The sequence below is a fragment of the Mycobacterium sp. ST-F2 genome, assembly GCF_001905655.1.
Taxonomy (GTDB): domain Bacteria; phylum Actinomycetota; class Actinomycetes; order Mycobacteriales; family Mycobacteriaceae; genus Mycobacterium.
In genome coordinates, this window is record NZ_JMHT01000005.1 from 159,112 (window position 1) to 185,169 (window position 26,058).

The following is a 26,058-nucleotide window of genomic DNA, read 5'->3' on the forward strand; positions in this document are numbered from 1 at the left end:
TCAGTGCTGCACGCTGGCATACCGTCGCTCAGTCCGCTGGCGCCGCTGTAAGCGGCGGTCAAGCGATGCTTCGTCAAGAAGATGGTGAAGGGTTAGGTGGGAATGGCGCTGCAGCACGGCGGACCCAGCAAGGTCGGGCTGTACAACCCCGCGAATGAGCACGACGCCTGTGGCGTCGCCATGGTCGCGGACATTCACGGACGTCGGAGCCGCGACATCGTCGACAAGGCGATCACGGCACTGTTGAACCTGGAGCATCGCGGTGCTGCGGGTGCGGAGCCGAACACCGGCGACGGCGCAGGCATCCTGCTGCAGATTCCCGACGCGTTCCTGCGCGCAGTGTGCGCGGAGGAAGGCTTCGAGCTGCCCGCCGAGGGTAGCTACGCCACCGGCATCGCGTTCCTGCCGCAGTCGACCCGCGACGCCAAGCTGGCGTGCGAGGCCGTCGAGAAGATCGTCGAAGCCGAGGGCCTCAGCGTCCTGGGCTGGCGCGACGTGCCGTTCGACGACTCGTCGCTGGGCGCGCTGGCCCGCGACGCCATGCCGACGCTGCGCCAGATCTTCATCGCCGGTGCGTCCGACATGGAGCTGGAACGTCGGGTCTACGTCATCCGCAAGCGTGCCGAGCACGAGCTGGGCACCAAGGGCCCGGGTCAGGACGGCCCCGGCCGCGAGACCGTGTACTTCCCGAGCCTGTCGGGCAAGACCATCGTCTACAAGGGCATGCTCACCACCCCGCAGCTCAAGGCGTTCTACCTGGACCTGCAGGACGACCGGATGACCAGCGCGCTGGGCATCGTGCACTCGCGGTTCTCGACCAACACGTTCCCCTCGTGGCCGCTGGCGCACCCGTTCCGCCGGGTGGCCCACAACGGTGAGATCAACACCGTCAACGGCAACGAGAACTGGATGCGGGCCCGCGAGGCGCTCATCCACACCGACGTGTTCGGGTTCCACAACGACCTGAACAAGATTTTCCCGGTCTGTACGCCGGGCGCCTCGGACACCGCTCGCTTCGACGAGGCGCTCGAGCTGCTGCACCTGGGTGGACGTCCGCTGCACCACGCGGTGCTGATGATGATCCCCGAGGCGTGGGAACGCAGCGAGACCATGGACCCCGCCCGGCGGGCGTTCTACCAGTACCACTCGTCGCTCATGGAGCCGTGGGACGGCCCGGCGTCGGTGTGCTTCACCGACGGCACCGTCGTCGGCGCGGTCCTGGACCGCAACGGCCTGCGTCCCTCGCGCATCTGGGTCACCGATGACGGCCTGGTCGTCATGGCCTCCGAGGCCGGCGTCCTGGACCTGGACCCGTCGACCGTCGTCAAGAAGATGCGCCTGCAGCCCGGCCGCATGTTCCTCGTCGACATGGCCGAGGGCCGGATCGTCGACGACGAAGAGATCAAGGACAAGCTGGCCGCCGAGCACCCCTACCAGGAGTGGCTCGACAACGGTCTGTTCCACATCGACGACCTGCCTCCCGGCGACTACGTCAAGATGCCGCACCACCGCGTGGTGCTGCGGCAGCAGGCGTTCGGCTACACCAACGAAGAGGTCACCCAGCTGATCGTGCCCATGGCGCGCACCGGCGCCGAGGCGCTGGGCTCCATGGGTACCGACACCCCGATCGCTGTGCTGTCGCAGCGGCCGCGGATGCTCTACGACTACTTCCAGCAGCTGTTCGCCCAGGTCACCAACCCGCCGCTGGACGCCATCCGCGAAGAGGTCGTGACCAGCCTCTCGGGCGTCATCGGCCCCGAGGGCGACCTGCTGAACCCGGACGAGAACTCGTGCCGGCAGATCGTCGTGCCGCAGCCGATCCTGCGCAACGGCGACCTGTCCAAGCTCATCTGCGTGGACCCCGACCACGAGATCCGGGGCCGCAAGCACGGCATGCGCGCCGCGGTCGTCAGCTGCCTGTACCCCGTCGCCGACGGTGGGGACGGTCTGCGCCGCGCCCTGGAGGACGTCCGCACCAAGGTGTCGCAGGCCATCCGCAACGGTGCCCGCATCATCGTGCTGTCGGACCGGGAGTCCAACGAATGGCTGGCGCCCATCCCGTCGCTGCTGTCGACGGCGGCCGTCCACCACCACCTGGTCCGGGAACGTACCCGCACCCAGGTCGGCCTGGTGGTCGAGTCCGGTGACGCCCGCGAGGTGCACCACATGGCCATGCTGGTGGGTGTCGGCGCCGCCGCCATCAACCCGTACATGGCTTTCGAGACCATCGAGGACATGGTCGACCGCGGTGTCATCAGCGGTATGACCAGCGACAAGGCCAAGGCCAACTACGTCAAGGCCGCCGGCAAGGGCGTGCTGAAGGTGATGTCCAAGATGGGCATCTCGACGCTGGCCTCCTACACCGGCGCCCAGCTGTTCCAGGCCGTCGGCATCAGCCAGCGCGTGCTCGACGAGTACTTCACCGGCATCTCCTGTCCGACCGGTGGCATCGACCTCGACGACATCGCGGCCGACGTCGCGGCGCGGCACAGCCTCGCCTACCTGGACCGGCCCGACGAGTGGGCTCACCGCGAGCTCGAGGTCGGCGGCGAATACCAGTGGCGCCGCGAGGGCGAGTACCACCTGTTCAACCCGGACACGGTGTTCAAGCTCCAGCACTCCACCCGCACCGGGCAGTACTCGGTGTTCAAGGAGTACACCAAGCTGGTCGACGACCAGAGCGAGCGCATGGCCTCCCTGCGTGGCCTGTTCGAGTTCAAAGAGGGTGTGCGCGAGCCCATCTCGATCGACGAGGTGGAGCCCGCCAGCGAGATCGTCAAGCGCTTCTCCACCGGTGCCATGAGCTACGGCTCGATCTCGGCCGAGGCGCACGAGACCCTGGCCATCGCGATGAACCGCCTCGGTGCCCGGTCGAACTCGGGTGAGGGCGGCGAGAACGTCGAGCGCTTCGACCGGGACGCCAACGGCGACTGGCGACGCAGCTCCATCAAGCAGGTGGCGTCGGGCCGGTTCGGCGTGACGTCGCACTACCTGACCAACTGCACCGACATCCAGATCAAGATGGCCCAGGGCGCCAAGCCCGGTGAGGGCGGTCAGCTTCCGGGACACAAGGTGTACCCGTGGGTGGCCGAGGTGCGGCACTCGACCCCGGGTGTCGGCCTGATCTCGCCGCCGCCGCACCACGACATCTACTCGATCGAGGATCTGGCGCAGCTGATCCACGACCTGAAGAACGCCAACCCCGAGGCCCGCATCCACGTGAAGCTGGTGTCCGAAAATGGTGTGGGAACGGTGGCAGCCGGGGTGTCCAAGGCGCACGCCGACGTGGTGCTCATCTCCGGGCACGACGGTGGCACCGGTGCGACCCCGCTGACCTCGCAGAAGCACGCCGGTGCGCCGTGGGAGCTGGGCCTGGCCGAAACGCAGCAGACCCTGCTGCTCAACGGTCTGCGTGACCGCATCGTCGTGCAGGTCGACGGCCAGCTCAAGACCGGTCGCGACGTGGTCATCGCGGCGCTGCTCGGCGCCGAGGAGTACGGCTTCGCGACCGCACCGCTGGTGGTCTCGGGCTGCATCATGATGCGCGTCTGCCACCTCGACACCTGCCCGGTGGGTGTGGCCACCCAGAACCCGGTGCTGCGCGAGCGGTTCACCGGTAAGCCCGAGTTCGTGGAGAACTTCTTCCTGTTCATCGCAGAAGAGGTTCGGGAACTCATGGCGCAGCTGGGCTTCCGCACCGTCAACGAGATGGTCGGCCAGGTCGGCGCGCTGGACACCAGCAAGGCCGTCGCCCACTGGCGGGCGCAGAAGCTGGACCTGACCCCGGTGCTGTACGAACCGGAGTCGGCCTTCATGAAGCAGGATCTGTACTGCACGTCGAGCCAGGACCACGGTCTGGACAAGGCGCTCGACCAGCAGTTGATCGCGGAGTGCCGGGACGCCATCGAGTCGATGACGCCGGTGAGCCTCGCCATGAAGATCACCAACGTGAACCGCACCGTCGGCACCATGCTGGGCCACGAGGTCACGAAGGTCCATGGCGGCCAAGGTCTTCCGGACGGCACCATCGACATCACGTTCGACGGCTCGGCGGGTAACAGCTTCGGCGCGTTCCTGCCCAAGGGCATCACCCTCCGGGTGAACGGCGACGCCAACGACTATGTCGGCAAGGGTCTTTCGGGCGGACGCATCGTGGTGCGCCCGTCGAAGAACGCGCCGGCCGGTTACGTGGCCGAGGAGAACATCATCGGCGGCAACGTGATCCTGTTCGGTGCCACCAGCGGGCAGGCGTTCCTGCGCGGTGTCGTGGGCGAGCGGTTCGCGGTGCGTAACTCGGGTGCGCAGGCTGTCGTCGAGGGCGTCGGCGACCACGGCTGCGAGTACATGACCGGCGGCAAGGTGGTCATCCTCGGGGCGACCGGCCGCAACTTCGCCGCAGGTATGTCCGGCGGTATGGCCTACGTGTACGACCCGCAGGGTGCGTTGCCGGGCAACATCAACGGCGAGATGGTCGATCTCGATGCGCTGGACGCCACGGATGAACTGTGGCTGCACGAGATGATCACCGCGCATGTCGACGGCACCGAATCGGCTGTGGGACAGCGGATTCTGGCCGATTGGCAGAATGAGAAGGAGCAGTTCATCAAGGTGATGCCGCGCGACTACAAGCGGGTACTCGAGGCGATCGCCGGGGCCGAGGCCGCCGGCGAGAACGTCGACAACGCGATCATGGCGGCCGCTCGTGGCTGACCCGAACGGCTTCCTCAAGCACACCCACCGTCAGACCCCGGTCCGCCGGCCGGTCGACCTGCGCCTCAAGGACTGGAAAGAGGTCTACGAGGAGTTCTCCAAGGAGACCCTGCAGGTCCAAGCTTCACGCTGCATGGACTGCGGTATCCCGTTCTGCCACAACGGTTGTCCGCTGGGGAACCTCATCCCCGAGTGGAACGACCTGGTGTACCGCGACCGCTGGCGCGACGGCATCGAGCGCCTGCACGCCACCAACAACTTCCCGGAATTCACCGGGCGGCTGTGCCCGGCGCCGTGTGAGGCGTCGTGCGTCCTGGGCATCAACCAGGACCCGGTGACCATCAAGCAGGTCGAGGTCGAGCTGATCGACAACGCCTTCGACCAGGGCTGGGTCAAGCCGATGGTGCCGGACGTCAAGACCGGCAAGACGGTCGCCGTCGTCGGTTCCGGACCGGCCGGTCTGGCCGCTGCCCAGCAGCTGACCCGCGCCGGACACGACGTGACCGTCTTCGAGCGGGCCGACCGCATCGGTGGTCTGCTGCGCTACGGCATCCCGGAATTCAAGATGGAGAAGCGGCACATCGACCGTCGTCTCGAGCAGATGGCGGCCGAGGGCACGCAGTTCCGCGCCGGCGTCAACGTCGGCGTCGACATCACCGCCCTGCAGCTGCAGGAAGACTTCGACGCGGTGGTCCTGGCCGGCGGCGCGACCGCATGGCGTGACCTGCCGATCCCGGGCCGCGAGCTCGAGGGCATCTACCAGGCCATGGAGTACCTGCCCTGGGGTAACCGGGTGCAGCTCGGCGACGACGTCCTCGGTCCCGACGGCGAGCCGCCGATCACGGCCAAGGGCAAGAAGGTCGTCATCATCGGTGGTGGTGACACCGGCGCCGACTGCCTGGGCACCGCCCACCGGCAGGGTGCCGAGAGCGTCCACCAGTTCGAGATCATGCCGCGCCCGCCGGAGGAGCGCGCCGAGTCGACCCCGTGGCCGACCTACCCGCTCATGTTCCGGGTGTCCTCGGCACACGAAGAGGGCGGCGAGCGCGTCTTCTCGGTCAACACCGAGGAGTTCCTCGGCACCGACGGCAAGGTCTCGGCGCTGAAGGTGCACGAGGTCGTGATGAAGGGCGGCAAGTTCGAGAAGGTCGAGGGTTCGGACTTCGAACTCGCGGCGGACATCGTCTTCCTGGCCATGGGCTTCGTCGGACCCGAGCGTGAGGGCCTGCTGACCGAACTGGGCGTCGAACTGACCGACCGCGGAAACGTGGCCCGGGACAACGACTTCCAGACCACGGTGCCCGGCGTGTTCGTCGCCGGTGACATGGGCCGCGGCCAGTCGCTGATCGTGTGGGCCATCGCCGAGGGCCGCGCCGCGGCCGCCGGCGTGGACCGGTTCCTGATGGGCGAGTCGGCACTGCCGAAGCCGATCAAGCCGACGGCGGCGCCGCAGCGCTGACGTAGAAGTCGAATGAGGCCCGGTGGTGCTGACGCACCGCCGGGCCTCATTTGTGTTGGCCGTGCGCTGACGCACACACAACCCGGGTGAGCATCTGCGTACGCGCACAGTCAACGCCCGACGCGTATCGGATGGCATTGGTAACAGCTCGATACACCCCGGGTGTGTCGAGTGAGGCTGGTGTTACAAGAGTTGCACAATGATTCGGTTCGGGTCCCGATCGACCAGAACTGAATACTTATGGCGAACTACTCCACTACTCCCGGGTCCCCGTTCGCCGGCTCCGAGCTGAGCCGGCGACGCTTTTTGGTGGGTCTGTCGGCCTCGGTGGTCGCGGGGGTGGGCCTGGCGCGGTGCGCTGTCGACGGACCGGCCACCAGCGTGGCCGCGGCGCCGCCGAAGGCCCCGACGGAGCCGGTGCAGCGGGGCATGGGTTTGGCATTGCCCGGTGGTGGCGAGATCAGCAGCCTGCCGGGCGTGGCGGGTAACCGCTTGGCCATCACCCTCGACGACGGCGTGAGCTCCGAAGTGGTGCGTGCGTACACCAAGCTGGCGCGGGACACCGGGATGCGGCTCACCTACTTCGTCAACGGCAGGTACCAGTCGTGGACCGAGAATCGGGATCTGATGCTGCCGTTGGTGGAGTCGGGGCAGATTCAGCTGGGCAACCACACGTGGTCGCATCCGGACCTGGCGAAACTGTCCAAGGACGAGATCGTCGACCAGTTGGAGCGCAACCACAAGTTTCTGCAGTCGACGTTCGGGGTCGACTCACGGCCCTACTTCCGGCCGCCGTACGGCAGCCACAACGCGATCGTCGACAAGATCGCCGCTGAACTCGGCTACTCGACGCCGACCATGTGGACGGGATCGCTGGGTGACGAGAACATCGTGTCCGAGGACTACATCCTCAAGATGGCGGGCAAGTACTTCACGGAGCAGACGGTGGTCATCGGGCACCTGAACCACCTGCCGGTGACGCATGTCTACGGCCAACTGGTGGACCTCCTGAAGGAGCGAAATCTGCGGACGGTCACGCTCGACGACGTGTTCCGGAAGCCACGCGATATGCCTGCCTGAGGTGCCGGGTGACGTAGCTCATATTGTCCGGTGGGTCACGTGCGCGGTGTCCACTCTCTTAAATTAAGAGGGGCTTAAGGACTTCTCACGCAACATGAATCACTTCAGTCACACCAGAAACGCGGACGTTACCTTCGGCGCGCCTCCAGAGGTTTGCCGGTGACCGGCGTTGTAATGAAATTGCGGGGGCCGTGCGATAGTCTGGCCCCACGGTGCAACCAATCGCCGACCGCAGGAGTGATCACCGTGTACAACAACCCGCTATCGCGTTCACGTATGGGACGTATTGCCTGGTCCCTGTTCCGGCATCCGGTCAAGAGCCGCGAATTTCCGGCCAAGAACGAGCGCCTGGTCACCGCCGCGGACATGGTCCGCTTCGGCGTCTAGCGCCAGTTCGACCGCACCAGCCGACCGAGGTCGGCGGTAGCGCCAGCTGATTTGCTGTTCGTTATCAATTTGTGACCTTCGCGATAATTAAGAACCTACTGCCGCCCGGAACCGATCTCTCGGCTCCGGGCGGTTGCCATATCTCAGGCGGTCTGCAGGCCGGAGTCGCGGATCGCCTCGGCCAGCGGTTCGAGCACGGCGACGTCATGCGGGTGAGGGAGATAGATGATCGCCAGATCGAGACCCTCCGCGGCCAGCCCGGCGGCCTCGTCGACGACCTTGCGGTAGTCCCGGTCCTCGCCCAGGCGGACGTGGGCCGACAGGGTGATCTCCTTGGGGTCACGGCCGATGTCGGCGCAGTGCGCCGCGAGGACGTCGCGCTTGCGGGCAAATTCCTCCGGCGGCCCGCCGACGAAGTTCCAGTGGTCGGCGTACTTGGCGGTGATCTTGAGGGTCCGCTTCTCGCCGCTGCCGCCGATGCAGAACGGCGGGTGCGGCTGCTGCGGGCCCTTGGGCTCGTTACGGGCATCCTTCAGTTGGTAGTACTTCCCGTCGAACGTCGTGGTGTCCTGGCTGAGCAGGCCCTTGAGCACCTCGCAGGCCTCTTCGAAACGGTCGAACCGCTCCTTGATGGAGCCCAGCTCGATGCCGTAGGCACCGGACTCCTCCTCGTTCCAGCCGGCGCCGATGCCGAGTTCCAGCCGGCCGTTCGACACGATGTCCAGTGCCGACGCCATGTTGGCCAGCACGGCGGGGTGCCGGTAGTGAATGCCGGTCACGAGCACGCCCACCCGCAGCCGCTTGGTGGCCTGCGCCAGCGCGGTCAGCGTGATCCAACCCTCCAGGCATGGGCCGCTGGAGTCGGAGAAGATCGGATAGAAGTGGTCGAAGGTCCAACCGGACTCGTAAGCGTCGATATCGTCGGCGGCCTGCCAGATGGCGAGCATGTCCGACCAGGTGGTGTTCTGCGGTGAGGTTTTGAAGGCGAATCGCACGCTTATTCAAACTAGTCAGGGGCGGCGACTAATTCCTGTGAGTTTTTGGATGGGTTGGCAGACTGGACACCATGGACCCGGTGGCCGCGCTGCGGGAGATCGCCTTCTACAAGGATCGCGCCCGTGAGGAGTCCCGTCGTGTCATGGCATACCGCAAGGCTGCCGACGTGGTCGAGGCGCTGACAGCCGAACAACGCGAAAAGCTGGGGCGCGCCAACGGCTGGCAGTCGCTGGCGGGTGTCGGGCCCAAGACCGCCGCCGTGATCGCCCAGGCGTGGGCCGGTCGTGAGCCCGACACGCTGGTCCAACTCCGCACTGCGGCAGCCGATTTGGGCGGGGGTGAGCTGCGTGGCGCCCTGAAGGGCGACCTGCACCTGCATTCCAACTGGTCCGACGGATCCGCGCCGATCAGCGAAATGATGGCCACCGCACAGCGTTTGGGACATGAGTACTGCGCGCTGACCGACCACTCACCGCGACTGACCGTGGCGAACGGCCTCAGCGCGGACCGGCTCCGTCAGCAGCTGGACGTCATCGACGAAATCCGGGACCGGTTCGCGCCGATGCGGATCCTCGCCGGTATCGAGGTCGATATCCTCGAGGACGGCACGCTGGATCAGGAGCCCGAACTGTTGGAGCGGCTGGATGTGGTGGTGGCCAGCGTGCATTCGAAGCTGTCGATGGACTCCGCCGCCATGACCCGGCGCATGGTCCGCGCGGTATCCGGTGGCCGGGCGAACGTGCTGGGCCACTGCACCGGCCGCCTGGTCGAAGGGTCCCGGGGTACCCGGCCGGAATCGAAGTTCGACGCCGAAGCGGTGTTCGCGGCGTGCGCCGCCAATGATGTTGCCGTCGAGATAAATTCGCGCCCGGAACGGCGCGACCCGCCGACCCGGCTGCTGAACCTGGCGTTGGACGCCGGGTGCCTGTTCTCGATCGACACTGATGCGCATGCGCCCGGGCAGCTGGACTTCCTCGGCTACGGGGCGCAGCGGGCGCTGGACGCCGGTGTGCCGCAGGACCGGATCGTCACCACCTGGCCGGTCGAGCGACTGCTGTCGTGGACCGGCGCGTAGCGTCGGGCCCATGGTTCTCGGTACCGCCACCGCCATCACGCTTTTCGCTGCGGGTGTGATCTTTCTGCTGGCGCTGATCCTCGGCATCTGGAAGTACCGGCAGATGGCCGTCAATGCCGATCACCTGGCGCATCCGTACGTCGACATCGCACATCGGGCCGCGCTGATGTATTCGTTCTCCACCCTGCTGGTCGCGGTGTTCGTGCAGTTCAGCGCCTGGCCCATGTGGGTGAACCTCACGGCCGCAATGGTTTTGGTGTTCTTCTTCGTCGTGGCGATCGCCGCGTACATCCAGCACGGAGTCCGGCGGGACACCACCAACCAGTTCGAGCATCCCAGCGCCGGGCTGCACGCCGGGATGGTGGCGCTGATCCTCGGTGAGGTCGGCGGATTTCTGGTGCTGCTATCGGGTTTCGTGGTTGCCCAACTCTGAGCGGAGGGAGTTCAGCATGGACGTTCGATCGAAGACGCGGTGGGTCGCCGCGCTGGCCGCCGTGGGTCTGCTGACGTCATGCTCCTTCCACGTGGGCGCTGGGGCTACCACGATGCCGAAAGACAAGTTGGAGGCGGAGGTCAAGAAGAACCTCAGTACCAAGACCACAGCGACCATCGATTCCGTCGTCTGCGACGGCGGCCTCGAGGCGACAGTCGGAGCGGGTCAGAACTGCACCGTGGTCACCGGCAAGACGAGTCGCCGGGCGACGGTGAGGGTCGCTGAGATCCGGGGCGCCGATGTCGCCCTGAGCATCGAACTGATCCCCGGCAAGTGAACCTGCACGACCGGTTGCTGCAGCTGAACAGCCCGGCACGGCCGTGGCTGATCCGCGACGGCGCCGCGGAGGGCGTGGACCTGGTGGCCGAATTCAAGTCCGACGACCCGGACTGGCGGCAGGTGCTCGAAGACCTCGCGGTGGCCCTGAGCTACCAGATTCAGCTGCGGCTGGACGCCGAGCAGCAACTGCTGCACGCTGTGGACCACCTGGTCGAATGGCGGCAGGATGCCGAGGGCCAGTGGCTCGAGTGCCACGACACCGGCGATCTGCAGCGGTTCTGGTCCGGCAACTCGAACTGCATGCACCACCTGATCACCACCGACGACATCAAGCTTCCGATCCAGCAGTGCGTCGCCGATGCAGGGTGGACGTACCGGGCGGGTTAGTCCGGCAGCATCGGCATTTCCCAACCCGGATCCTTGCCGACCAGCACCCCGCGCGTCAGGCAGGCATTGCCGAACCGTTGGCGCACCAGGTCGACGGCGCAGTCCACCGCGGCGGTGTCGGGCTCACCGTCGAACGGCAGCTCGAGTTGTTCGGTGCCGGCGTTGTCGACGTTCGACACCGAGAACCCCACCAGGGTCAGCCCGCGCTCGGCGATCATCGGTCCTGCCGCGGCCACCAACCCACGTGCGGCCGTGAGGATTTCCTCGGTCGACGCGGTGGCACGGCGCATGGTGTGCGAGCGCGTGGCGCGACTGTAGTCGTCGAACCGGAGCCGCAGGACCACCGTGCGGCCGGTCCGTCCGCTACTGCGCATGCGGCGCGTGATGCGGTCGACCAGGTTGATCACCATGGCGTCGATGTCGTTGTCGGACATCGAGTTTCCGCGCCTGCCGACGGCACGCTGGGCGCCGACCGAGCGCCGCCGGACGCCCGTGGTCACCCGCCTGCGGTCGATGTTGTGCGACAGCGCGAACAGTTGACGTCCCATGGCCGCACCCACCATGGCGCCCAGCTCGGACTCGGTCAGGGCCGCGACATCGGCCACGGTCTCGACTCCGTGGGCGCGAAGTTTGTCTGCGGTCTTGGCGCCGACACCCCAAAGATGTTGCACCGGAAGCGGATGCAGAAACGCCAGCTCACGGTCCGGCGGTACCAGCAGGAGCCCGTCGGGCTTGGCCTCCCGGCTCGCCACCTTGGCCAGAAACTTGGTGCGGGCGATGCCGACCGTGATGGGCAGGCCGACGCGCTCGCGGACCGCGTCCCGCAGCGCCGCGCCGATCTGGACCGGGGTGCCCGACACCCGGCCGAGGCCACTGACGTCGAGGAACGCCTCGTCGACCGACAACGGCTCGACGAGTGGGGTGGTGTCGTGGAAGACCTCGAACACCGCCTTGCTGGCCGCTGAGTAGGCGGACATCCGCGGCGGCACGACGATGGCCTGCGGGCACAGGTTGCGGGCCTGGTGCCCACCCATCGCGGTGCGCACGCCGAAGGCCTTGGCCTCGTAGCTGGCGGCGAGCACCACGCCGGCGCCGACGATCACGGGTCGGCGGCGCAGCGCGGGATTGTCGCGCTGCTCGACCGAGGCGTAGAACGAGTCGAGGTCGGCATGCAGGATGGCTGCCCCGGCGTGTGCTTGGACGTCCGACACCAGCCTAGTTTCGCACAGATGTTCGACGCGTGGAAAGTTGGAGGGGATTCAGAGGGGATTCAGCCCGAAGACCCGCACGGGGGCCGACTTACCCTTCAGGGCGTGGGCTCCCCGGTCGGTGAGTCCGGGCGGGGGAGTATGCAGTGCATCGACGGAGCGGTCGGTGAGAAGGATCGCGTCACAGGTGATCTTGGTGAGTTGCTCGACGCGGGCAGCGACGTTGGTGGTGTCGCCGATCAGCGTGAACTCGCGATGGGTTCCGCCGCCGATGGTCCCGGCGATCACCACACCCGTGTTGATGCCGATACCGATGCGCAGTTCGCCATCGAATCGTTCGGTGACCTGGCGGTGGATCACGACAGCGGCGGTGAGGGCTGCGTCGGCGTGATTCGCAAGGTCGTTGGGGGCGCCGAACACCGCCATGGCGCCGTCGCCCAGGAACTTGTTGATGTGCCCGCCGGAGTCCACGACAGCCGGCACCACGATCTCGAACAGCGCGTTGAGGCGCGCGACGGTGTCCTCGGCGGTGTTCGCCTCGGCGAAGGACGTGAAGTCGCGCACGTCGACGAACATCACCGTCACCTCGCGGCGCTCGCCGGTGAAGATGTCGTCGCCCTGTTCGAGGAGCCGTTCGGCCAGAGCCGGGTCGACATAGTTGCCGAATGCGGCCTGAAGCCGTTGCCGCTCGGTCAAACCCGCCTGCATGCGGTTGAACGAGGCCACCAGGGTGCCGAGATCGTCGTCCTGCACCACGGGCAGGCGCTGGCTGTAGTCACCGGCCGCAACGCGCTCGGTTCCCGCCGCGAGGTCGCGAATCGGTCGCAGTGATGGCGAGAACGCGACACCGAAGGTGATCGGCACCGCGAAGGCGAACGTCAACGCGCACCCGATCGCGAGGAGGACCGCTGGTATGTCGCGCGCACGGTCGAAGGCGACCGCCAACATGGCGCCGCCGACGGAGTACGCGAATGCGATCGCGACCATGGACAACTTCGTCCACCCGGCAAAACTCGGCCGCGAACGAGGCAGGGAATCCCCGATCCCGGTGTCGCCGGCGATGGCGATCCGGGCCGGTCGCAGCGCGGCTTCCGCCAAGCTGTGCACGCCGGGAAGGGGGGCCGCGGTGCCGTAGGCGGCGCCCAGCACCGCGTACTGGATCAGTCGCGGCGGGCCGGCCCCGGCGATCGCCGCGACGGCGGCCAGGATGACGGCGCCCCCGATCGCGTTGCCCACCACTGTCCGGACGATCATCCCGCGAGCCCAGGTGTAGGTGGCCTCGAGGGCGCGGGTTCGGTCGACATCGTGACCGGCCGCCCACCGCTCCACCACCCGGATGTCGCGTAAGCCGGGAACTGCCGTCACGGCACCCGCCACAAATGTGGTGGCGGCCGTGATTGCGACGGCTGCGCCATAGCGGCTGGAATGCTCGAGCGCGACAACGCACAGCGCCGGGATCAGATAGATCGACAGCGGCAGCGGGAACAAGATGGTGCCCAGTGCCAGCGAATAGCGCGAACCGAATCGATCCCACATCCACTGCCAGAAGGCGTCCATGTGCGCGCGGCGCTCCGTGGTCAGCTGCCGTAGATGCTGGTCAGCCAGATGTGGGTGAGGGTGTCCACGACGTCGTCGTGGGCGACGGCCCCGGACTCGCCGGCCAGGGTCGCCATGATCATGCGCTCGTTCATCAGGTTCAGCGAGGTCGCCAGGTCGCGCGCGGGCAGGGTCTCCGGCGCGGCACCGCGGGAGCGTTCCGCGCTGATCAGGGCGGCGGTCAGGTTGATCCACTTCTGCATGAGGCCTGCCCAGAATTCACGGAACTCCGCAACCGTCCTGACGGCCTCGACGCCGGCCCGGGCGGTGGCCGGGTGGGAACCGAACGAGCTGAAGAAGATCTCGATGCCGTGCCGGATGGCCTCCTTGGGGTCGGCCGGCATGTCCTCGAGTGCACCGTCGAATCCGGTGTCGGCGCGCTTGATCAGCGGATCGAGCAGCGACAGCAGCACCGCTTCCTTGGACGGGAAGTAGAAGTAGAACGTGGGGCGGGAGATGCCGGCGCCTTTGGCCAGATCGTCGACCGAAATCTCCGAGAAGGAACGCTGCTGCAGGAGCGTTGTCGCGGTGGCGAGGATTGCTGCTTCGCGGTCGTCACCGGACGGTCGGGCCGCGCGCCGGCCCCGGGGTGTCCGGGTCTGTGCGGCGGTACTCACGCAGCTGAGCCTAACAGTTTGTCGAGCTTCTCAACACACCGTTGACCGACTCAACACCATGTTGATACCGTCGGTACCATGATCGAACACTTCGATGTTGTCATCGTCGGTGCCGGTATCTCCGGCATCAGCACCGCCTGGCACCTCCAGGACCGCTGCCCCACCAAGAGCTACGTGATCCTGGAGCGCCGGGAGAACATCGGTGGCACCTGGGACCTGTTCAAGTACCCCGGCATCCGCTCGGACTCCGACATGTTCACCCTCGGCTTCCGGTTCAAGCCGTGGGAGTCTGCCAAGTCGATCGCCGACGGCCAGTCCATCTGGAACTACATCAACGAGGCCGCCGACGAGAACGGCATCCGCCGGCACATCCGCACCGGCCAGCACGTCACCTCGGTGGACTGGTCGGACGCCGACAACCGCTGGACCATCAACATCACCGCCGGCGGCGAGGAAAAGCAGATCACCGCGTCGTTCCTGTCGGTGTGCAGCGGCTACTACAACTACGACCAGGGCTACTCGCCCGAGTTCCCCGGCGCCGCCGATTTCAAGGGACAGATCGTCCACCCGCAGCACTGGCCCGAGGATCTGGACTACACCGGCAAGAACGTCGTCGTGATCGGTTCCGGCGCAACGGCTGTCACGCTGATCCCGTCGCTGGTGAGCGGGGGCGTGGGCCACGTGACCATGCTGCAGCGCTCGCCCACCTACATCGGCGCGCTGCCGCTGGAGGACCCGATTGCCAAGCAGACCAACAAGTACCTGCCGAAGCACCTCGCGCACTTCGTGAACCGCTGGAAGCAGATCGGCTACAGCACCGGGCAGTACCAGCTGGCCCGCAAGTTCCCGGCGGTGTTCAAGAAGGCGCTGCGCCAGATGGCGACCCGCCGCCTGCCGGAAGGCTTCGACTACGACAAGCACTTCAGCCCGCGCTACAACCCCTGGGACGAGCGAGTCTGCTTGGCGCCCAACGGCGATCTGTTCAAGGCCATCCGCTCGGGCAAGGCCGGCGTCGTCACCGACACCATCGAGACCTTCACCGAGAACGGCATCAAGCTGAGCTCCGGCGAGGAGCTGCAGGCCGACATCATCGTCACCGCAACAGGTTTGAACATGCAGCTGTTCGGCGGCGCCATCGCCCACCGCAACGGTGAGCCCATCGACCTGCCCTCGAGCATGACCTACAAGGGCCTCATGCTCTCGGGTGTGCCGAACATGGCCATCACCTTCGGGTACACCAACGCGTCCTGGACGCTCAAGGCCGACCTGGTGTCCGAGTTCATCTGCCGCGTGCTGAACTACATGGACGCCAACGGTTTTGATCGCGTCGAGCCGCAGCACCCCGGCGACAGCGTCGACGAGCTGCCGTTCATGGACTTCACCCCCGGCTACTTCAAGCGGGCCATGGACAGCCTGCCGAAGTCGGGCTCGGAAGCACCGTGGAAGCTCAAGCAGAACTACTTCTTCGACATGCGGACCATCCGGTACGGCAAGGTCGACGAGCAGGCCCTGCAGTTCACGAAACACCGTGCCGCAGTGACAGTTTGATCCATCAGATGCGAAAAGCCCCCACTTCGCGGTGGGGGCTTTTCCGTATTGCGCTGAAGGCGTCACGCCGTCACGGCGTCACCACCACGATGCCGTCCTCATCGCAGTAGGCGATGTCGCCCGGGACGAAGGTGACGCCGCCGAAGGTCACCTCGACGTCGCGCTCGCCGGCGCCGGTCTTGGTGCCCTTGCGGGGGTTGGTGCCCAGCGCCTTGATGCCGACGTCGATGGTGCGCAGCGTCGACGCGTCGCGCACCGGGCCGTTGACGATGACGCCCGACCAGCCGTTGTCGTGCGCGAGGCCGGCGATGATGTCGCCGACCAGGGCGGTGTGCAGCGAGCCGTCGCCGTCGACGACCAGGACGCCGCCGTCGCCCGGGGTCGACAGGATCGACTTGAGCAGGGCGTTGTCCTGGAAGCACTTCACCGTGGTGATCGGGCCGGCGAACATGGTCCGACCGCCGTAGTTCTGCAACTGCAGATCGCAGCTGCGGACATCGGGGTAGATCTCGTCGACGAGGTCAGCAGTGGCGCGGGGTTCGATGGTCACGCGCCGATTATCTCAGGGCGGCGTCAGTCCGTGGCGCGGCGTCGGGCCAGCAGCACGACGAGCAGGGCCAGCACGCCCGCGGCGATCACCGCGGCCGCGGGCACTCGGGAGCGCTGGGAAGTGGGCGGGGCCAGGGTGAGGACGGGCGCCGGCGCCGGTGCGACAGGCTCGGGAGCCGGGGGCTCAGGCGCCGGTGGCGGTGGCGGGGCGACCTTCGGCGGCGCCTTCTTCGCGGGGGCCTTCTTGGCCGGGGCGGTGGTCGCGGCCTTCTTCGCAGGAGCCTTTTTGGCGGGCGTCTTTTTGGCCGGCACTTTCTTGGCAGGAGCCTTCTTCGCGGCCGCTTTCTTGGCCGGCACTTTCTTGGCCGGCGTCTTCTTCGCCGGAACGGCGGGCTGCGGCTCGTCGGCCGGATTCTGCTCGTCTGCCATGGGGGTGCTCCTCCGCGCGGTCAGGCGACTCCGAGCCGGGCCAGGACGTCTGCGTCGATGCCGTTCAGCTGCGTCTCGATGGCGGCGTGCGCGGTCCGCCGCTGCGGGGCCGGCATGTTCTCCGCCGCCGTCACCGCGGCCGAGAGATCGGCCAGCTTGCTCGACAGCGTCGTCACGAACTGCTTGGTCTCGGCGTCCTTGGGCTTGTTCTCGGCCACCTGGCGCAGCGAGCGCTCCGCGCCGGCGATCCGGGCCGACAGCGCGCCGCCGGTGCCCGAGAACTGCCCGATCTGGCTGAGCGGGACGCCCAGTTGATCGGCGCGGCGTTGGTCGATGACGCCGCGTGCGGCAATCGCGGCCCGGTAGGCGACGGGCACGACGACGGGGGTGAGAATTCGCGACACCGTCAACAGCCGGCGAATCTTGGTCGGCGACAGCAACTTGCCCTCGCGGACCGCTCGCAGCTGGGTTTCAGCAACCTTGAGTGCCACCTTGTCGCTGTCCCGCTGGGCTTTGACGCCGGCGCGGTCGCGCTTGGTTTGCCGACGACCGTCAGCCTTGATGCGGCGAGCTTCGTTCTTGGCAGACAGCCGCGCCTCGAGTTTCGCCTTCGCCTTGATCGCCTTCGCCTCGGCGCGACGGGTTGCCCGGCTCTTGCGTCGCTTGAACAGGCCCATTCTCGGCTGACCTCCCGGTCGTCTCGACACGTGTGCACGATCTTGCTGCGATGGTGACGTCACCCTATCGTCCGTAGGCCCGAATCGGGCACCGGGTCGCGGGTCGAATTACGCCGCAATTCCAGGGTGGAATTTCACACAATTCTCGCTACTTTATCCAGCAAACAAAGTCTGGGCGTTGTGCGACAATTATTCACAATTCATCTGAGCGGATTCTGCGATGCCATGAAAGCGGGGGACGATGGCGCCACGCCAACGAATAGCTACAGCTGCCGCGCTGATGGCATCTGGGCTGTTGATCGCTGGCATGGGTGGCGCGAACGCCTTCGCTGACTCCGTGGCGTCCGGCGGTGGCTCGAGTGACCACAGTGGCGGGGCTTCCCACGACGTCACGAAGCCTAGTGGCAGCTCAACCGCTGGTGGCGGGCACACGACCCCCGGGCAGGCGGCTGGGCGGACGGACGACGGCGACAAGGCGCCATCGAAGGGCCGTTCCGGTTCGGGCGCGAAAAAAGATAAGCGCGGCTCGTCCGGCTCCGTTGCTCAGGGTGGTTCCGATACCGATGTACACGGCCCTCGCAAGGCTACGGAATCGGGCACGAATGCAACGGGGAGTGACCCTTCCAGCAAACAAAATAGCGACGCTTCTCCTGGGCAGTCCGGGGAAACTGGAACGTCCACCGCGGCGGCTGGCGAACACCAGCCGTCGGCCACCTCGGCGACGCAGCAGACCGACCCCGGCTCGAGCGCACCCGCTCCCGCAACCGACCCGACACCGGCCACCGCCATCGGTATCCCCGGAATCCGGCTCCCCAAAATCCCGAGCCTCCCCGGCCTGCCCACCCTCGCGGGTCTGCCGGGTCTGCCCAAACTCCCGACTCCGACCGGGGTGAAGTCAGGGGCGGGTTCGGCCGGCCCGGCATCGCCGACGTCGTCCCCCACGACACCGACCGTCAAACCGACGACGACCGCGGCCACCAGCACCATCAACCTGATGGGTTTGATGTTCTCCCTGCCCGCCGCGGCAGTTCACACGACTCCGACCGGCACGGTGCAGAGCGTCGACCTGACGAAGATCCCGCTGGCGTCGCTGGTACCGAGGTTGCCGCGGTGGGATCAGCTCCCTCAGCTGCCCGACGTGTCCAACATTCCGGTGCTGGCTCAGCTCGCAGTCATCCCGGTCTTCGTCCTCGCCCACATCGCGCCGGTGTACGACTTCGTCGCGGGCCTCGCCAACGCGACCCTCGACGTGGCGACGTCGCTGCCGTTCATGCAGACATCGATTTCGATGCTCGGCGAGCAAGTCGTCCCGGTCATGAACCTCGGGCGCCCGAACCGCACCCCCGCGCCGGCGGCGGGCGTGCCTGTGGCCCCGGTGTTGGACACTCCGGCCTTCCCCGCACTCAAATTCGACAACCCTGTCGTCGTCAGTGCTCCGGCTGAGGTCCCGGCGGTGCGGTCGCCGGAACCGACGACGTTCGGAGCCAAGCACGAGATCGTCGCCGACCCCGCGTTCCGCGCCGGATATCCTGATTACCTGCGCGCAGCCGGGCTCAGTGAAGTGGCGGCGGTGGCCGTCCCCGGCTTCACCGGAATCCTCATCCTGACCGGCGCCGGTGGACTCGTCGGCTACCGGCAGGCGCGCGCAGGTCATGTGGTCCGCCGCAGCGGCACTGCACGATTTATGACCTGACGGTATAGGTGTGCGGCACAATTGGTGATAACCGTGCCAATCGCAGTGAAAGGGGGTTCGGCATGCCCGCGAGCCGCCGTGTCACACGCGCCGTCAATTCGGTGCTGGATCTTGCCCCGCGACGTGGTGAAGTCTCCCTTGCCCGTCTTGTCGAAGCGGTCAGCGAGGATCGGGGCCGCCCCATCGAGGTGACCATGGCCGACCTGCCCGCCGGGGTGTGCGGACAATGGCGCCAGTACAACGACCGCGACGTCTTCCTCTTGCAGAAGGGGCTGCCGGCCGGCGATCGGACCCTCGCCCATGAGCTCGGCCACCTGGTGCTGGGGCATGAGGGCGTCTCCGTCGTCGAGGCGGCCCGCGACTCCATGGAGTTCGCGAGTTCGGACCTCATCGGCTACATGCTCAATCAGCGGACGGGCTGCATGGGTCCGGCCGGTGAGGAAGCAGAGCAGGAGGCCGAGGATTTCGCAGCGCTGCTGATCCACCGGTTGGGTCGGCTGCCTTCTGACCGCTCCTCGATCGTTCAGATCCGGCTCGGCGAGGCGTTTGGTTGATCATCTGGGTAATCGCCGGCCTGCTCGGCCTGGCGACCGGCCTTCGTATCGGTTGGGCACTGGTCAACAAGCAGTCGCTCGTCAGCGCCGCGATGATCGTCGCGCTCGGCAGTCTGGGCTTGGTCGCGGCACTGAACTGGGAGCCGCTCACACTGCTGCTCGACACCCTGCTGCACTGGCCCAACGTGTCCAGCATGCTGAGCCAGGTGGCGTTGATCGCCTGCGCAGCCGGCAGCTGCGTGATGATCACGTCTGCATCGTCGAGCCGTAAGCCGCTGGCGATCCGCCGCATCGCCCTGGCTCAGTACAGCGTCGCCGCGGCCATCGCGGCTTTGACGCTGGTGCTGTTCTTTCTGACCCCGCGGCAGCCGGAGATGGCACCGGAGGAGTACCTGCGCCGGAATCTCGGGTCGGGCGGCAACTCGCTGTCGTGGCTGCTGCCGTTGTTGTATGTGTTGCTGGCGCTGACGCTGGTGGCGTGGGCCGGTGTGCGCAACTCCAACCGGACCCGGCGTGGCCGGGCCTTGTTCGTCTTCAGCATCGGCATCGTGCTGATCGTGCTGGCCAGCGCCTTCATTCTGTTGCGCGCCGTGGGCAGCACCCAGTTGGTCGGCGTCGGCGCGGCCGCGACCATCCTCGGCTGCGCCATGCTGGTGGTGGCCAGCGGCTCGCTGCTGCCCAGTGTCGAGGATTGGTTCGGTGCGCGGCGGGAACTGCGAACCATCGCTCCGCTGCTCACCGAGTTGAGTCGCCGGCACCCGAACATCGGGATCGGCGAGCGCCCGCGTGGGCCACTGCTGTTCCGCGTCGCCGAGCAGATGTCGCTGATTTCCGACGCGCTGTATCTGGAGGCCACCGCCGTCCTCGACGGCGGCCACCTTTCGGACAGCGAGCGCACGGGCGTGACGCCCGAGGCGCAGGCGCGGCGGGTGGCGAGCTGGATTTACGACGGTCGCAGCGATGCGCCCAAGGGGCGGTCCCGCACGAAGTTTCCGGGGCCGAGCTGGCTGCGACAGCCCTCGACGTATTCGGACCGGGAATGGATCCTGGCGATTGCCGCGCAGTACCGCGAGCTGGACCGGCAGGGAAAAGCTGAGGCGACAGGCACGGCTGCCAAGGCGTCTGTCGGGCGCGTTAAAGCAGTACGACCAGCGGATTAACGGAATCCGCTGGTCGTATTGAGGTGAGCCCGTTCGGGCTAACCGGATTAGCTGTCGAGGTTCTCTTGGCGACGCAGTTCGTCGACCTTGTCGGCGATGTCCTTCTTGGCTTCCGGGGACAGGCCGACGGTCCGAGCGGCAATGCGGCGGATGCCCTCATCGCGCATGTTGGCGAGCCACGTCAGCTCCTTGTCGAGCTTCTCGTAGTACTCGTCGTCGGTGAAGTACGCCGGCTTGATCCGGAAGAAGTTGGCAAGCGCGGCCATGGTCGCGACCGACGGGTTGGTCCGGTTGCCCGAACGCAGCTGCGACAGGTACGGGGCGGACATGGTCACACCTTCGGCCTTAAGTGCAGCGATGACCTCGGCAGATGTGTGGGCACCGCGTCCTGGCGGGTAGACGGTGTCAAACAGCCGGTTCAGCCGAGCGGCGAACGTCATGCTCATCGTTTATTCCTCCACTTAACGATAACTACAGGCGTCAGTGTCACTATTTGCTGACTATCGTAGCGAGAGTTGCGCCGGGAGCCAAGTGCAAACCACGGAAAACTCGATCCAGCTACCAAATTTCTCGGTTGATAGGCCCCCGAGCTGGGATTCTAATGGTGGATCCCAGCACCTTCCGGCAGCCCGCCAAGGCAAATTTTGACGCATGTGCTATTTTGCCCGCACCTCGGCTGCGCGATGCGTCGCCGTCGCTGTCGGGTGGTGGACAAATCAGCAATCCGCGCGCGGCGCGGTCGATGCGTCTCCAAGTATTTGCCGTCAGCCTACCGGCGATTAACCATTGCGGCGGGACGCGGCAACCGCGCGCGCTGGTTGTCGAGCGGTCGCGGCCGCGCAGCGAAAATGCGAGCTCTTTGCTGTCGACCCATTGCCGCGTCAGGCGGCAAGCAGCATGGCCAGAATCGCGGTATCCGGGTGGCTGATGGGGTCCACGCCGACTCTGCTGACCATCGACGTGATGGTGCCGTCGGCCTCGGCTTCGACCCAGGCGGCTCGATGGTCGAGCCCCAGGTAAGGGAGTCCGGGCAGGAGCAGACACCCGGACGCCGCGCCCCGGCATTCCGGAAGGGACGGTGTCGTCTCCGCCGGCGGATGGAGCATCAGCAGCGCCGGTGGCTGGCGGTCGGCGAAATATCCGGGCGGCACCGCGGCTTCGCCGACAACGGGACCTTCGGCGAGAACCAGGCCGACCGTTCCCGGCTGTGGATGTTCTGGCAGTTCTTCGCGCGCCCCGAAGATGGTGGTGGTGGCCAGCAAGCCGGGCAGGGACGCCACCCGTACCGCGACCATCAGTAGCTGGGCCCATTCCTTGGTCGAATCCGGCCACCGGCCGGAGACCACGAACCCCTTGAGTGCGCCGCCGGAATGGAACGGTGCAATCTCGACCGCTTGGCCAGACCCGCTGTCCATGGCTGCCTCCGGTACTCAGTCAGCAATCGTGCCGATACGACAGTGGATCGCTGCTTACAGGGTGCGGCAGTGGCGGGTTAGCACGCAAGAGTGTCCGAGTGCCAGAAGTGTCACGTGGGCCGGAAGTGGCTTCGGCTCGCGCAGACGACGTTTCGGTGGTAACGAGAACGGGGCGCCGCGCAGCAGCGCGACGCCCCGTTACCGCCGAAACGCGATATCAGCCGAAGATCAGGCCGTTGGTCTTCGTGGTGGCTGCGGCGAACCGCTCCTGCACGTCGGCCCAGTTGACGACGTTCCAGAAGGCCTTCACGTAGTCCGCCTTGACGTTCTTGTACTGCAGGTAGAAGGCGTGCTCCCACATGTCGACCTGCAGCAGCGGGATGATGCCGAGCGGCACGTTGGCCTGCTGGTCGTACAGCTGGAAGGTCAGCAGCCGGTCGCCCAGGCTGTCGTAACCGAGCACCGCCCAGCCCGAGCCCTGCAGGCCGTTGGCGGCCGCGGTGAACTGCGCGCGGAACTTGTCGAACGAACCGAACTGGTCGTCGATGGCCTGCGCGAGTTCGCCGGTCGGCTTGTCGCCACCGTTGGGCGACAGGTTCTTCCACCAGATCGAGTGGTTGACGTGACCGCCGAGGTGGAAGGCCAGGTTCTTCTCGTTGAGGAAGATGGCGGCGTGGTCGTCTCCGGCCCGCGCCTCCTCAAGCTTGGCCACCGCATCGTTGACGCCCTTGACGTAGGCCGCGTGGTGCTTGCTGTGGTGGATTTCGTTGATCTGACCGGAGATGTGCGGCTCCAGGGCGCCATAGTCGTAGTCCAGTTCCGGCAGGGTGTACTCAGCCACAGAATTCCTTCCTTAGATGATCGCGTGCGGGATCAACGACCCTAGTTGGGGTTCGTCCACAGATCCGAGACCACATTGCTCCATCGGTGCGCGCACCGCAAGGACACCCCCGCAACAGGGGTGAGATCGGCGCCCGTTGGGGCTTTAGACCAGAACGATCAGAACGAGCACGACGAGCAGGAACAGCGCGATGATGCCGGCGCGGATACAGGCGACGAGTTGGCTGTGGGTGCGCGACGGGAAAGCGGAATGCCACTCTGGCGATGCGCCCGAGCTCGGACGCAACGGATGTGCCGCCATTGCATGCTCCCTGACCTGCCTGAACAGTCCTCAGTTCCCGATTTCGCGTGAAGTGAGGAGTGTCACAACCCGATGTTGTGACGCCGATCATAACCGTTTGCCAGCGGGACGGGGAAATCGGGCGCCAGCGGCGGCGGGTCGGGTCCGCGACCGCAAAATTACTTAGCTCGGCAAGCTTTTTCGCTCGCCCCGCGTGTCGGCCTGTTGATCAACCGCGTCCAGCGGCGGCGGTTTATCCCCAGTCAAGTGTCGGTGCGGGGTGCTATGGCCGGTACGGATGCCCGCGGGCGGGTCGGCGCCCTGTGGATGAACCTGTGGAAACTGTGGATAGTTGGCCAATTGCTGTCACGACGCGCCTGGTGACACGAGCGCTGCCCGTGCCAGCATGTACCCATGGACGATGTGCATGTGCCGCAGATTGACGCCGACCAGTTGCCCACCGAGTTCGACGCCAGCACGGTCCTGCTCGACGTGCGCGAGGACGACGAGTGGGCCCGCGGGCATGCCGCCGGGGCGCAGCACATCCCGATGAGCGAGGTACCGGGCCGGCTGGGGGAGATCGACGGCGATGCCACGCTGTATGTCATCTGCCATGCCGGCGGCCGGTCGCTGAAGGTGTCGCATTACCTGGCTCGCAACGGGTTCGAGCCGATCAACGTCAACGGCGGCATGCTGGCCTGGGCCGGGTCCGGCCGCCCGGTCGTCACCGGCGACGGCGCCCCCGGCGCCATCTGACCGGCCCGTAGGCTGGTGCCGTGATCCAGGTCTGTTCCCGGTGCTCGACGCGTTGGAACGTGCGTGATCGCCAGCGCCAATGGTGCCCGCGGTGTCGGGGCCCGCTGCTGGCGCCCGCCGCGCCGGCGCCGGTCGCCGGCCAGTCGAAGCCGGCGCGCGGATACCGGTGGATCGCCGTCCGGCCCGGGCCGGCGCCGAAGCCGCGTCACCATCAGCCGCCGCTGGGGCCGACGCCGCACTACGACCACATTCCGCGCTGGGGACTGACCGAAGAGTTCGCCGAGCCGACCGTCGAGCACGAGGAGACGCGCCGCGGGCCGTCGAACGGGACCGTGCAGGGGGTCGCGGCCATCGCGATGATCGCGCTCGGCGCCGCGGCGCTGATGCACGTCGTCCGCTACATCCTGTTGCTGATCAACCGCACCGTGCTGCTCAACCCCTGGGTGGCCCTCGCAGGCAGTTGGCTGGGCGTCGCGGCCAGCGTCGTCGCGTTGTTCACGGTCCTGGCCGTCGCGATCGTGCTCACCAACTGGCTTATCGCCCGCCGCTCGGCGGCCTACCACCGGGCGGGAACCACCGATCCACGTCGCCGCTGGGTGCTGTGGGTGGGTTGCCTCGTCCCGGTGGTGAACATGTTCCTCGCGCCGGTGTTCGTCACCGAGATGGCGACGGGCGAGAACCGCGTGGGGACGCTGCGGCGCCCGATCGGCATCTGGTGGGCCATCTGGGCCGTGACGGGCCTGGTTGTCGCGTGGTCCATCGCAGGCATGTTCGCCACCGACCCGCAGGGCGTTGCGGACAGCACCGAGGTGACGGTCATCGCGTACCTGATGGGCATGCTGTCGCTGGCGATGGTCATGCGGGTCTACCTCGCGTTCGAGCGGACCCAGGCGGACGCACCCGCGCAGCGTTGGGTGGTCCGGGAGGCCGACGGGGCGGACGAAACAGGGAGATCGGTCACCGAATCGGCGGTTCCGGTTGAGCCCGCGCCGGAGGAACCGGCAGCATAGGACCATGGGCGTGGACGGCACTGGCGGCGCAGACGGTACACGCAACAACTCTTTCGTGGTGGCGCATCGCGGGGCTTCGGCCGAGCGGCCCGAGCACACGCTGGCCGCCTACGAGCTGGCCCTGAGCCAGGGCGCCGATGGGCTCGAATGCGACGTCCGGCTGACCCGGGACGGGCACCTGGTGTGCGTGCACGACCGCAGGGTGGATCGCACGTCCACCGGCACCGGACTGGTCAGCGAGATGAGCCTGGCCCAGCTTCGCGAATTGGATTACGGCGCATGGCATCCCAGCCGAGCCGATGGCGGCCAGAGCGCCGCCGGCCTGCTCACCCTCGACGAGCTGATCCGGCTGGCTCTGGACTGGGGCCGCCCGGTGAAGCTGTTCATCGAGACCAAGCATCCGGTGCGGTACGGCGCGTTGGTCGAGAACAAGGTGCTGGCGCTGCTGCACCGGTACGGCATCGCGGCACCGGCCTCGGCCGACCTCGCACGCGCCGTGGTGATGTCGTTCTCGGCAGCCGCGGTGTGGCGGATCCGCCGTGCGGCACCGATGCTGCCCACGGTGCTGCTCGGTGAGACGTCGCGGTACCTGGGCGGCAGTGCGGCGACGACCGTCGGTGCGACGGCGGTGGGACCGTCCATCACGACCCTTCGTGAGCACCCCGAACTGGTCGACCATGCGGCCGCGCACGGGCGTGCGCTGTACTGCTGGACCGTCGACCACTACGAGGACGTGCGCTACTGCGCGGACCTCGAGGTCGGCTGGATCGCCACCAACCACCCGGGCCGCACCAAGGCCTGGCTGCAGAACGGGCTGACCGGCGCGGGCCGGGACAGCGGCCAGGACGCGGAAGCCTAGG

General features: G+C 67.0%; 25 protein-coding genes. 14 read left to right on the forward strand and 11 right to left on the reverse strand.

Annotation, left to right across the window (positions count from 1 at the left end; genetic code table 11):
- The first annotated feature begins 102 nt into the window (after positions 1-102).
- From gltB to EB75_RS02440, 3 genes are all read left to right on the forward strand, one after another.
- Complete coding sequence (gene gltB / locus EB75_RS02430) at positions 103-4,710, forward strand: glutamate synthase large subunit (RefSeq protein ID WP_073693883.1); 4,608 nt, start codon at positions 103-105, stop codon at positions 4,708-4,710.
- The gene (locus EB75_RS02435; RefSeq protein ID WP_073693884.1) at positions 4,703-6,169 is read left to right on the forward strand and encodes a glutamate synthase subunit beta; all 1,467 of its coding nucleotides are present in this window, start codon (positions 4,703-4,705) and stop codon (positions 6,167-6,169) included. The genes gltB and EB75_RS02435 overlap by 8 nt, the downstream gene beginning before the upstream one ends.
- A 288-nt stretch (positions 6,170-6,457) precedes the next feature.
- Entirely contained in the window at positions 6,458-7,249 is a 792-nt protein-coding gene (locus tag EB75_RS02440; protein ID WP_073693977.1) for a polysaccharide deacetylase family protein, read from the forward strand.
- A gap of 530 nt (positions 7,250-7,779) precedes the next feature.
- Here EB75_RS02440 and EB75_RS02445 read toward each other — a convergent pair.
- Positions 7,780-8,631 carry an LLM class F420-dependent oxidoreductase gene (locus EB75_RS02445; RefSeq protein ID WP_073693885.1) on the reverse strand — a complete coding sequence of 284 codons (852 nt, stop codon included), beginning with the start codon at positions 8,629-8,631 and terminating at the stop codon, positions 7,780-7,782.
- 71 nt (positions 8,632-8,702) lie between these two features.
- On the opposite strand from EB75_RS02445, the gene EB75_RS02450 reads away from it, so the two are divergent.
- The 4 genes from EB75_RS02450 to EB75_RS02465 are packed head-to-tail and all read left to right on the forward strand — an operon-like array spanning position 8,703 to position 10,866.
- Positions 8,703-9,707, forward strand: a complete 1,005-nt coding sequence (locus tag EB75_RS02450) for a PHP domain-containing protein (RefSeq protein WP_073693886.1) — start codon at positions 8,703-8,705, stop codon at positions 9,705-9,707.
- Between the two features lie 10 nt (positions 9,708-9,717).
- On the forward strand, positions 9,718-10,140 hold the full coding sequence (locus tag EB75_RS02455) for a hypothetical protein (RefSeq protein ID WP_073693887.1): 423 nt from the start codon (positions 9,718-9,720) through the stop codon (positions 10,138-10,140).
- A 16-nt stretch (positions 10,141-10,156) separates the two neighbouring features.
- The gene (locus EB75_RS02460; protein WP_073693888.1) at positions 10,157-10,477 is read left to right on the forward strand and encodes a DUF4333 domain-containing protein; all 321 of its coding nucleotides are present in this window, start codon (positions 10,157-10,159) and stop codon (positions 10,475-10,477) included.
- Complete coding sequence (locus EB75_RS02465; RefSeq protein WP_073693889.1) at positions 10,474-10,866, forward strand: hypothetical protein; 393 nt, start codon at positions 10,474-10,476, stop codon at positions 10,864-10,866. Before EB75_RS02460 ends, EB75_RS02465 begins: the two co-directional genes overlap by 4 nt.
- Here the strand turns inward: EB75_RS02465 and dinB are convergent.
- From dinB to EB75_RS02480, 3 genes are read right to left on the reverse strand one after another with little or no spacing between them, the layout of a single operon-like run.
- Positions 10,863-12,077 (reverse strand): DNA polymerase IV, encoded by a 1,215-nt coding sequence (dinB, locus tag EB75_RS02470; protein ID WP_142239384.1) that lies wholly within the window; start codon positions 12,075-12,077, stop codon positions 10,863-10,865. The two genes, EB75_RS02465 and dinB, sit on opposite strands and share 4 nt — an antisense overlap.
- A 48-nt stretch (positions 12,078-12,125) precedes the next feature.
- Positions 12,126-13,631: an adenylate/guanylate cyclase domain-containing protein gene (locus EB75_RS02475; RefSeq protein ID WP_073693891.1), complete on the reverse strand. Its 1,506-nt coding sequence runs from the start codon at positions 13,629-13,631 to the stop codon at positions 12,126-12,128.
- A 20-nt stretch (positions 13,632-13,651) separates the two neighbouring features.
- Positions 13,652-14,287, reverse strand: coding sequence for a TetR/AcrR family transcriptional regulator (locus EB75_RS02480; protein WP_073693892.1), 636 nt, complete (start codon positions 14,285-14,287; stop codon positions 13,652-13,654).
- Positions 14,288-14,365: 78 nt separating this feature from the next.
- Here EB75_RS02480 and EB75_RS02485 point away from each other — a divergent pair, with 78 nt between their 5' ends.
- On the forward strand, positions 14,366-15,835 hold the full coding sequence (locus EB75_RS02485; protein WP_073693893.1) for a flavin-containing monooxygenase: 1,470 nt from the start codon (positions 14,366-14,368) through the stop codon (positions 15,833-15,835).
- 70 nt (positions 15,836-15,905) lie between these two features.
- Here EB75_RS02485 and rraA read toward each other — a convergent pair whose 3' ends face one another.
- Genes rraA through EB75_RS02500 form a run of 3 tightly spaced genes read right to left on the reverse strand, consistent with a single transcriptional unit; the run spans position 15,906 to position 17,490 of the window.
- The gene (gene rraA, locus EB75_RS02490) at positions 15,906-16,385 is read right to left on the reverse strand and encodes a ribonuclease E activity regulator RraA (RefSeq protein ID WP_073693894.1); all 480 of its coding nucleotides are present in this window, start codon (positions 16,383-16,385) and stop codon (positions 15,906-15,908) included.
- 23 nt (positions 16,386-16,408) lie between these two features.
- The gene (locus EB75_RS02495) at positions 16,409-16,813 is read right to left on the reverse strand and encodes a hypothetical protein (protein WP_073693895.1); all 405 of its coding nucleotides are present in this window, start codon (positions 16,811-16,813) and stop codon (positions 16,409-16,411) included.
- Between the two features lie 20 nt (positions 16,814-16,833).
- The gene (locus EB75_RS02500) at positions 16,834-17,490 is read right to left on the reverse strand and encodes a DUF6474 family protein (protein WP_073693896.1); all 657 of its coding nucleotides are present in this window, start codon (positions 17,488-17,490) and stop codon (positions 16,834-16,836) included.
- A gap of 889 nt (positions 17,491-18,379) precedes the next feature.
- Here EB75_RS02500 and EB75_RS02505 point away from each other — a divergent pair.
- The 3 genes from EB75_RS02505 to EB75_RS02515 all read left to right on the forward strand — a co-directional run bounded on the left by EB75_RS02505 (position 18,380) and on the right by EB75_RS02515 (position 20,897).
- Entirely contained in the window at positions 18,380-19,183 is an 804-nt protein-coding gene (locus tag EB75_RS02505; protein WP_073693897.1) for a hypothetical protein, read from the forward strand.
- Between the two features lie 62 nt (positions 19,184-19,245).
- On the forward strand, positions 19,246-19,737 hold the full coding sequence (locus tag EB75_RS02510) for an ImmA/IrrE family metallo-endopeptidase (RefSeq protein ID WP_073693898.1): 492 nt from the start codon (positions 19,246-19,248) through the stop codon (positions 19,735-19,737).
- Entirely contained in the window at positions 19,734-20,897 is a 1,164-nt protein-coding gene (locus tag EB75_RS02515) for a hypothetical protein (protein ID WP_073693899.1), read from the forward strand. Before EB75_RS02510 ends, EB75_RS02515 begins: the two co-directional genes overlap by 4 nt.
- Before the next feature lie 47 nt (positions 20,898-20,944).
- On the opposite strand, the gene EB75_RS02520 is transcribed toward EB75_RS02515, so the two are convergent.
- From EB75_RS02520 to EB75_RS29160, 4 genes are all read right to left on the reverse strand, one after another.
- The gene (locus EB75_RS02520) at positions 20,945-21,343 is read right to left on the reverse strand and encodes a helix-turn-helix domain-containing protein (protein WP_073693900.1); all 399 of its coding nucleotides are present in this window, start codon (positions 21,341-21,343) and stop codon (positions 20,945-20,947) included.
- Between the two features lie 435 nt (positions 21,344-21,778).
- Positions 21,779-22,312, reverse strand: a complete 534-nt coding sequence (locus EB75_RS02525; protein ID WP_073693901.1) for a peptidase — start codon at positions 22,310-22,312, stop codon at positions 21,779-21,781.
- Positions 22,313-22,529: 217 nt separating this feature from the next.
- The gene (locus EB75_RS02530; protein WP_073693902.1) at positions 22,530-23,153 is read right to left on the reverse strand and encodes a superoxide dismutase; all 624 of its coding nucleotides are present in this window, start codon (positions 23,151-23,153) and stop codon (positions 22,530-22,532) included.
- Between the two features lie 144 nt (positions 23,154-23,297).
- A complete protein-coding gene (locus EB75_RS29160; protein WP_168175962.1) occupies positions 23,298-23,453 on the reverse strand; it encodes a hypothetical protein in 156 nt (51 codons plus the stop codon).
- A 393-nt stretch (positions 23,454-23,846) separates the two neighbouring features.
- Here EB75_RS29160 and EB75_RS02535 point away from each other — a divergent pair, with 393 nt between their 5' ends.
- Genes EB75_RS02535 through EB75_RS02545 form a run of 3 tightly spaced genes read left to right on the forward strand, consistent with a single transcriptional unit; the run spans position 23,847 to position 26,057 of the window.
- The gene (locus tag EB75_RS02535) at positions 23,847-24,188 is read left to right on the forward strand and encodes a rhodanese-like domain-containing protein (RefSeq protein ID WP_073693903.1); all 342 of its coding nucleotides are present in this window, start codon (positions 23,847-23,849) and stop codon (positions 24,186-24,188) included.
- A 20-nt stretch (positions 24,189-24,208) separates the two neighbouring features.
- Positions 24,209-25,198: a DUF4328 domain-containing protein gene (locus tag EB75_RS02540; protein WP_073693904.1), complete on the forward strand. Its 990-nt coding sequence runs from the start codon at positions 24,209-24,211 to the stop codon at positions 25,196-25,198.
- 4 nt (positions 25,199-25,202) lie between these two features.
- Positions 25,203-26,057: a glycerophosphodiester phosphodiesterase gene (locus tag EB75_RS02545; RefSeq protein ID WP_073693905.1), complete on the forward strand. Its 855-nt coding sequence runs from the start codon at positions 25,203-25,205 to the stop codon at positions 26,055-26,057.
- Position 26,058: the final 1 nt, after the last annotated feature.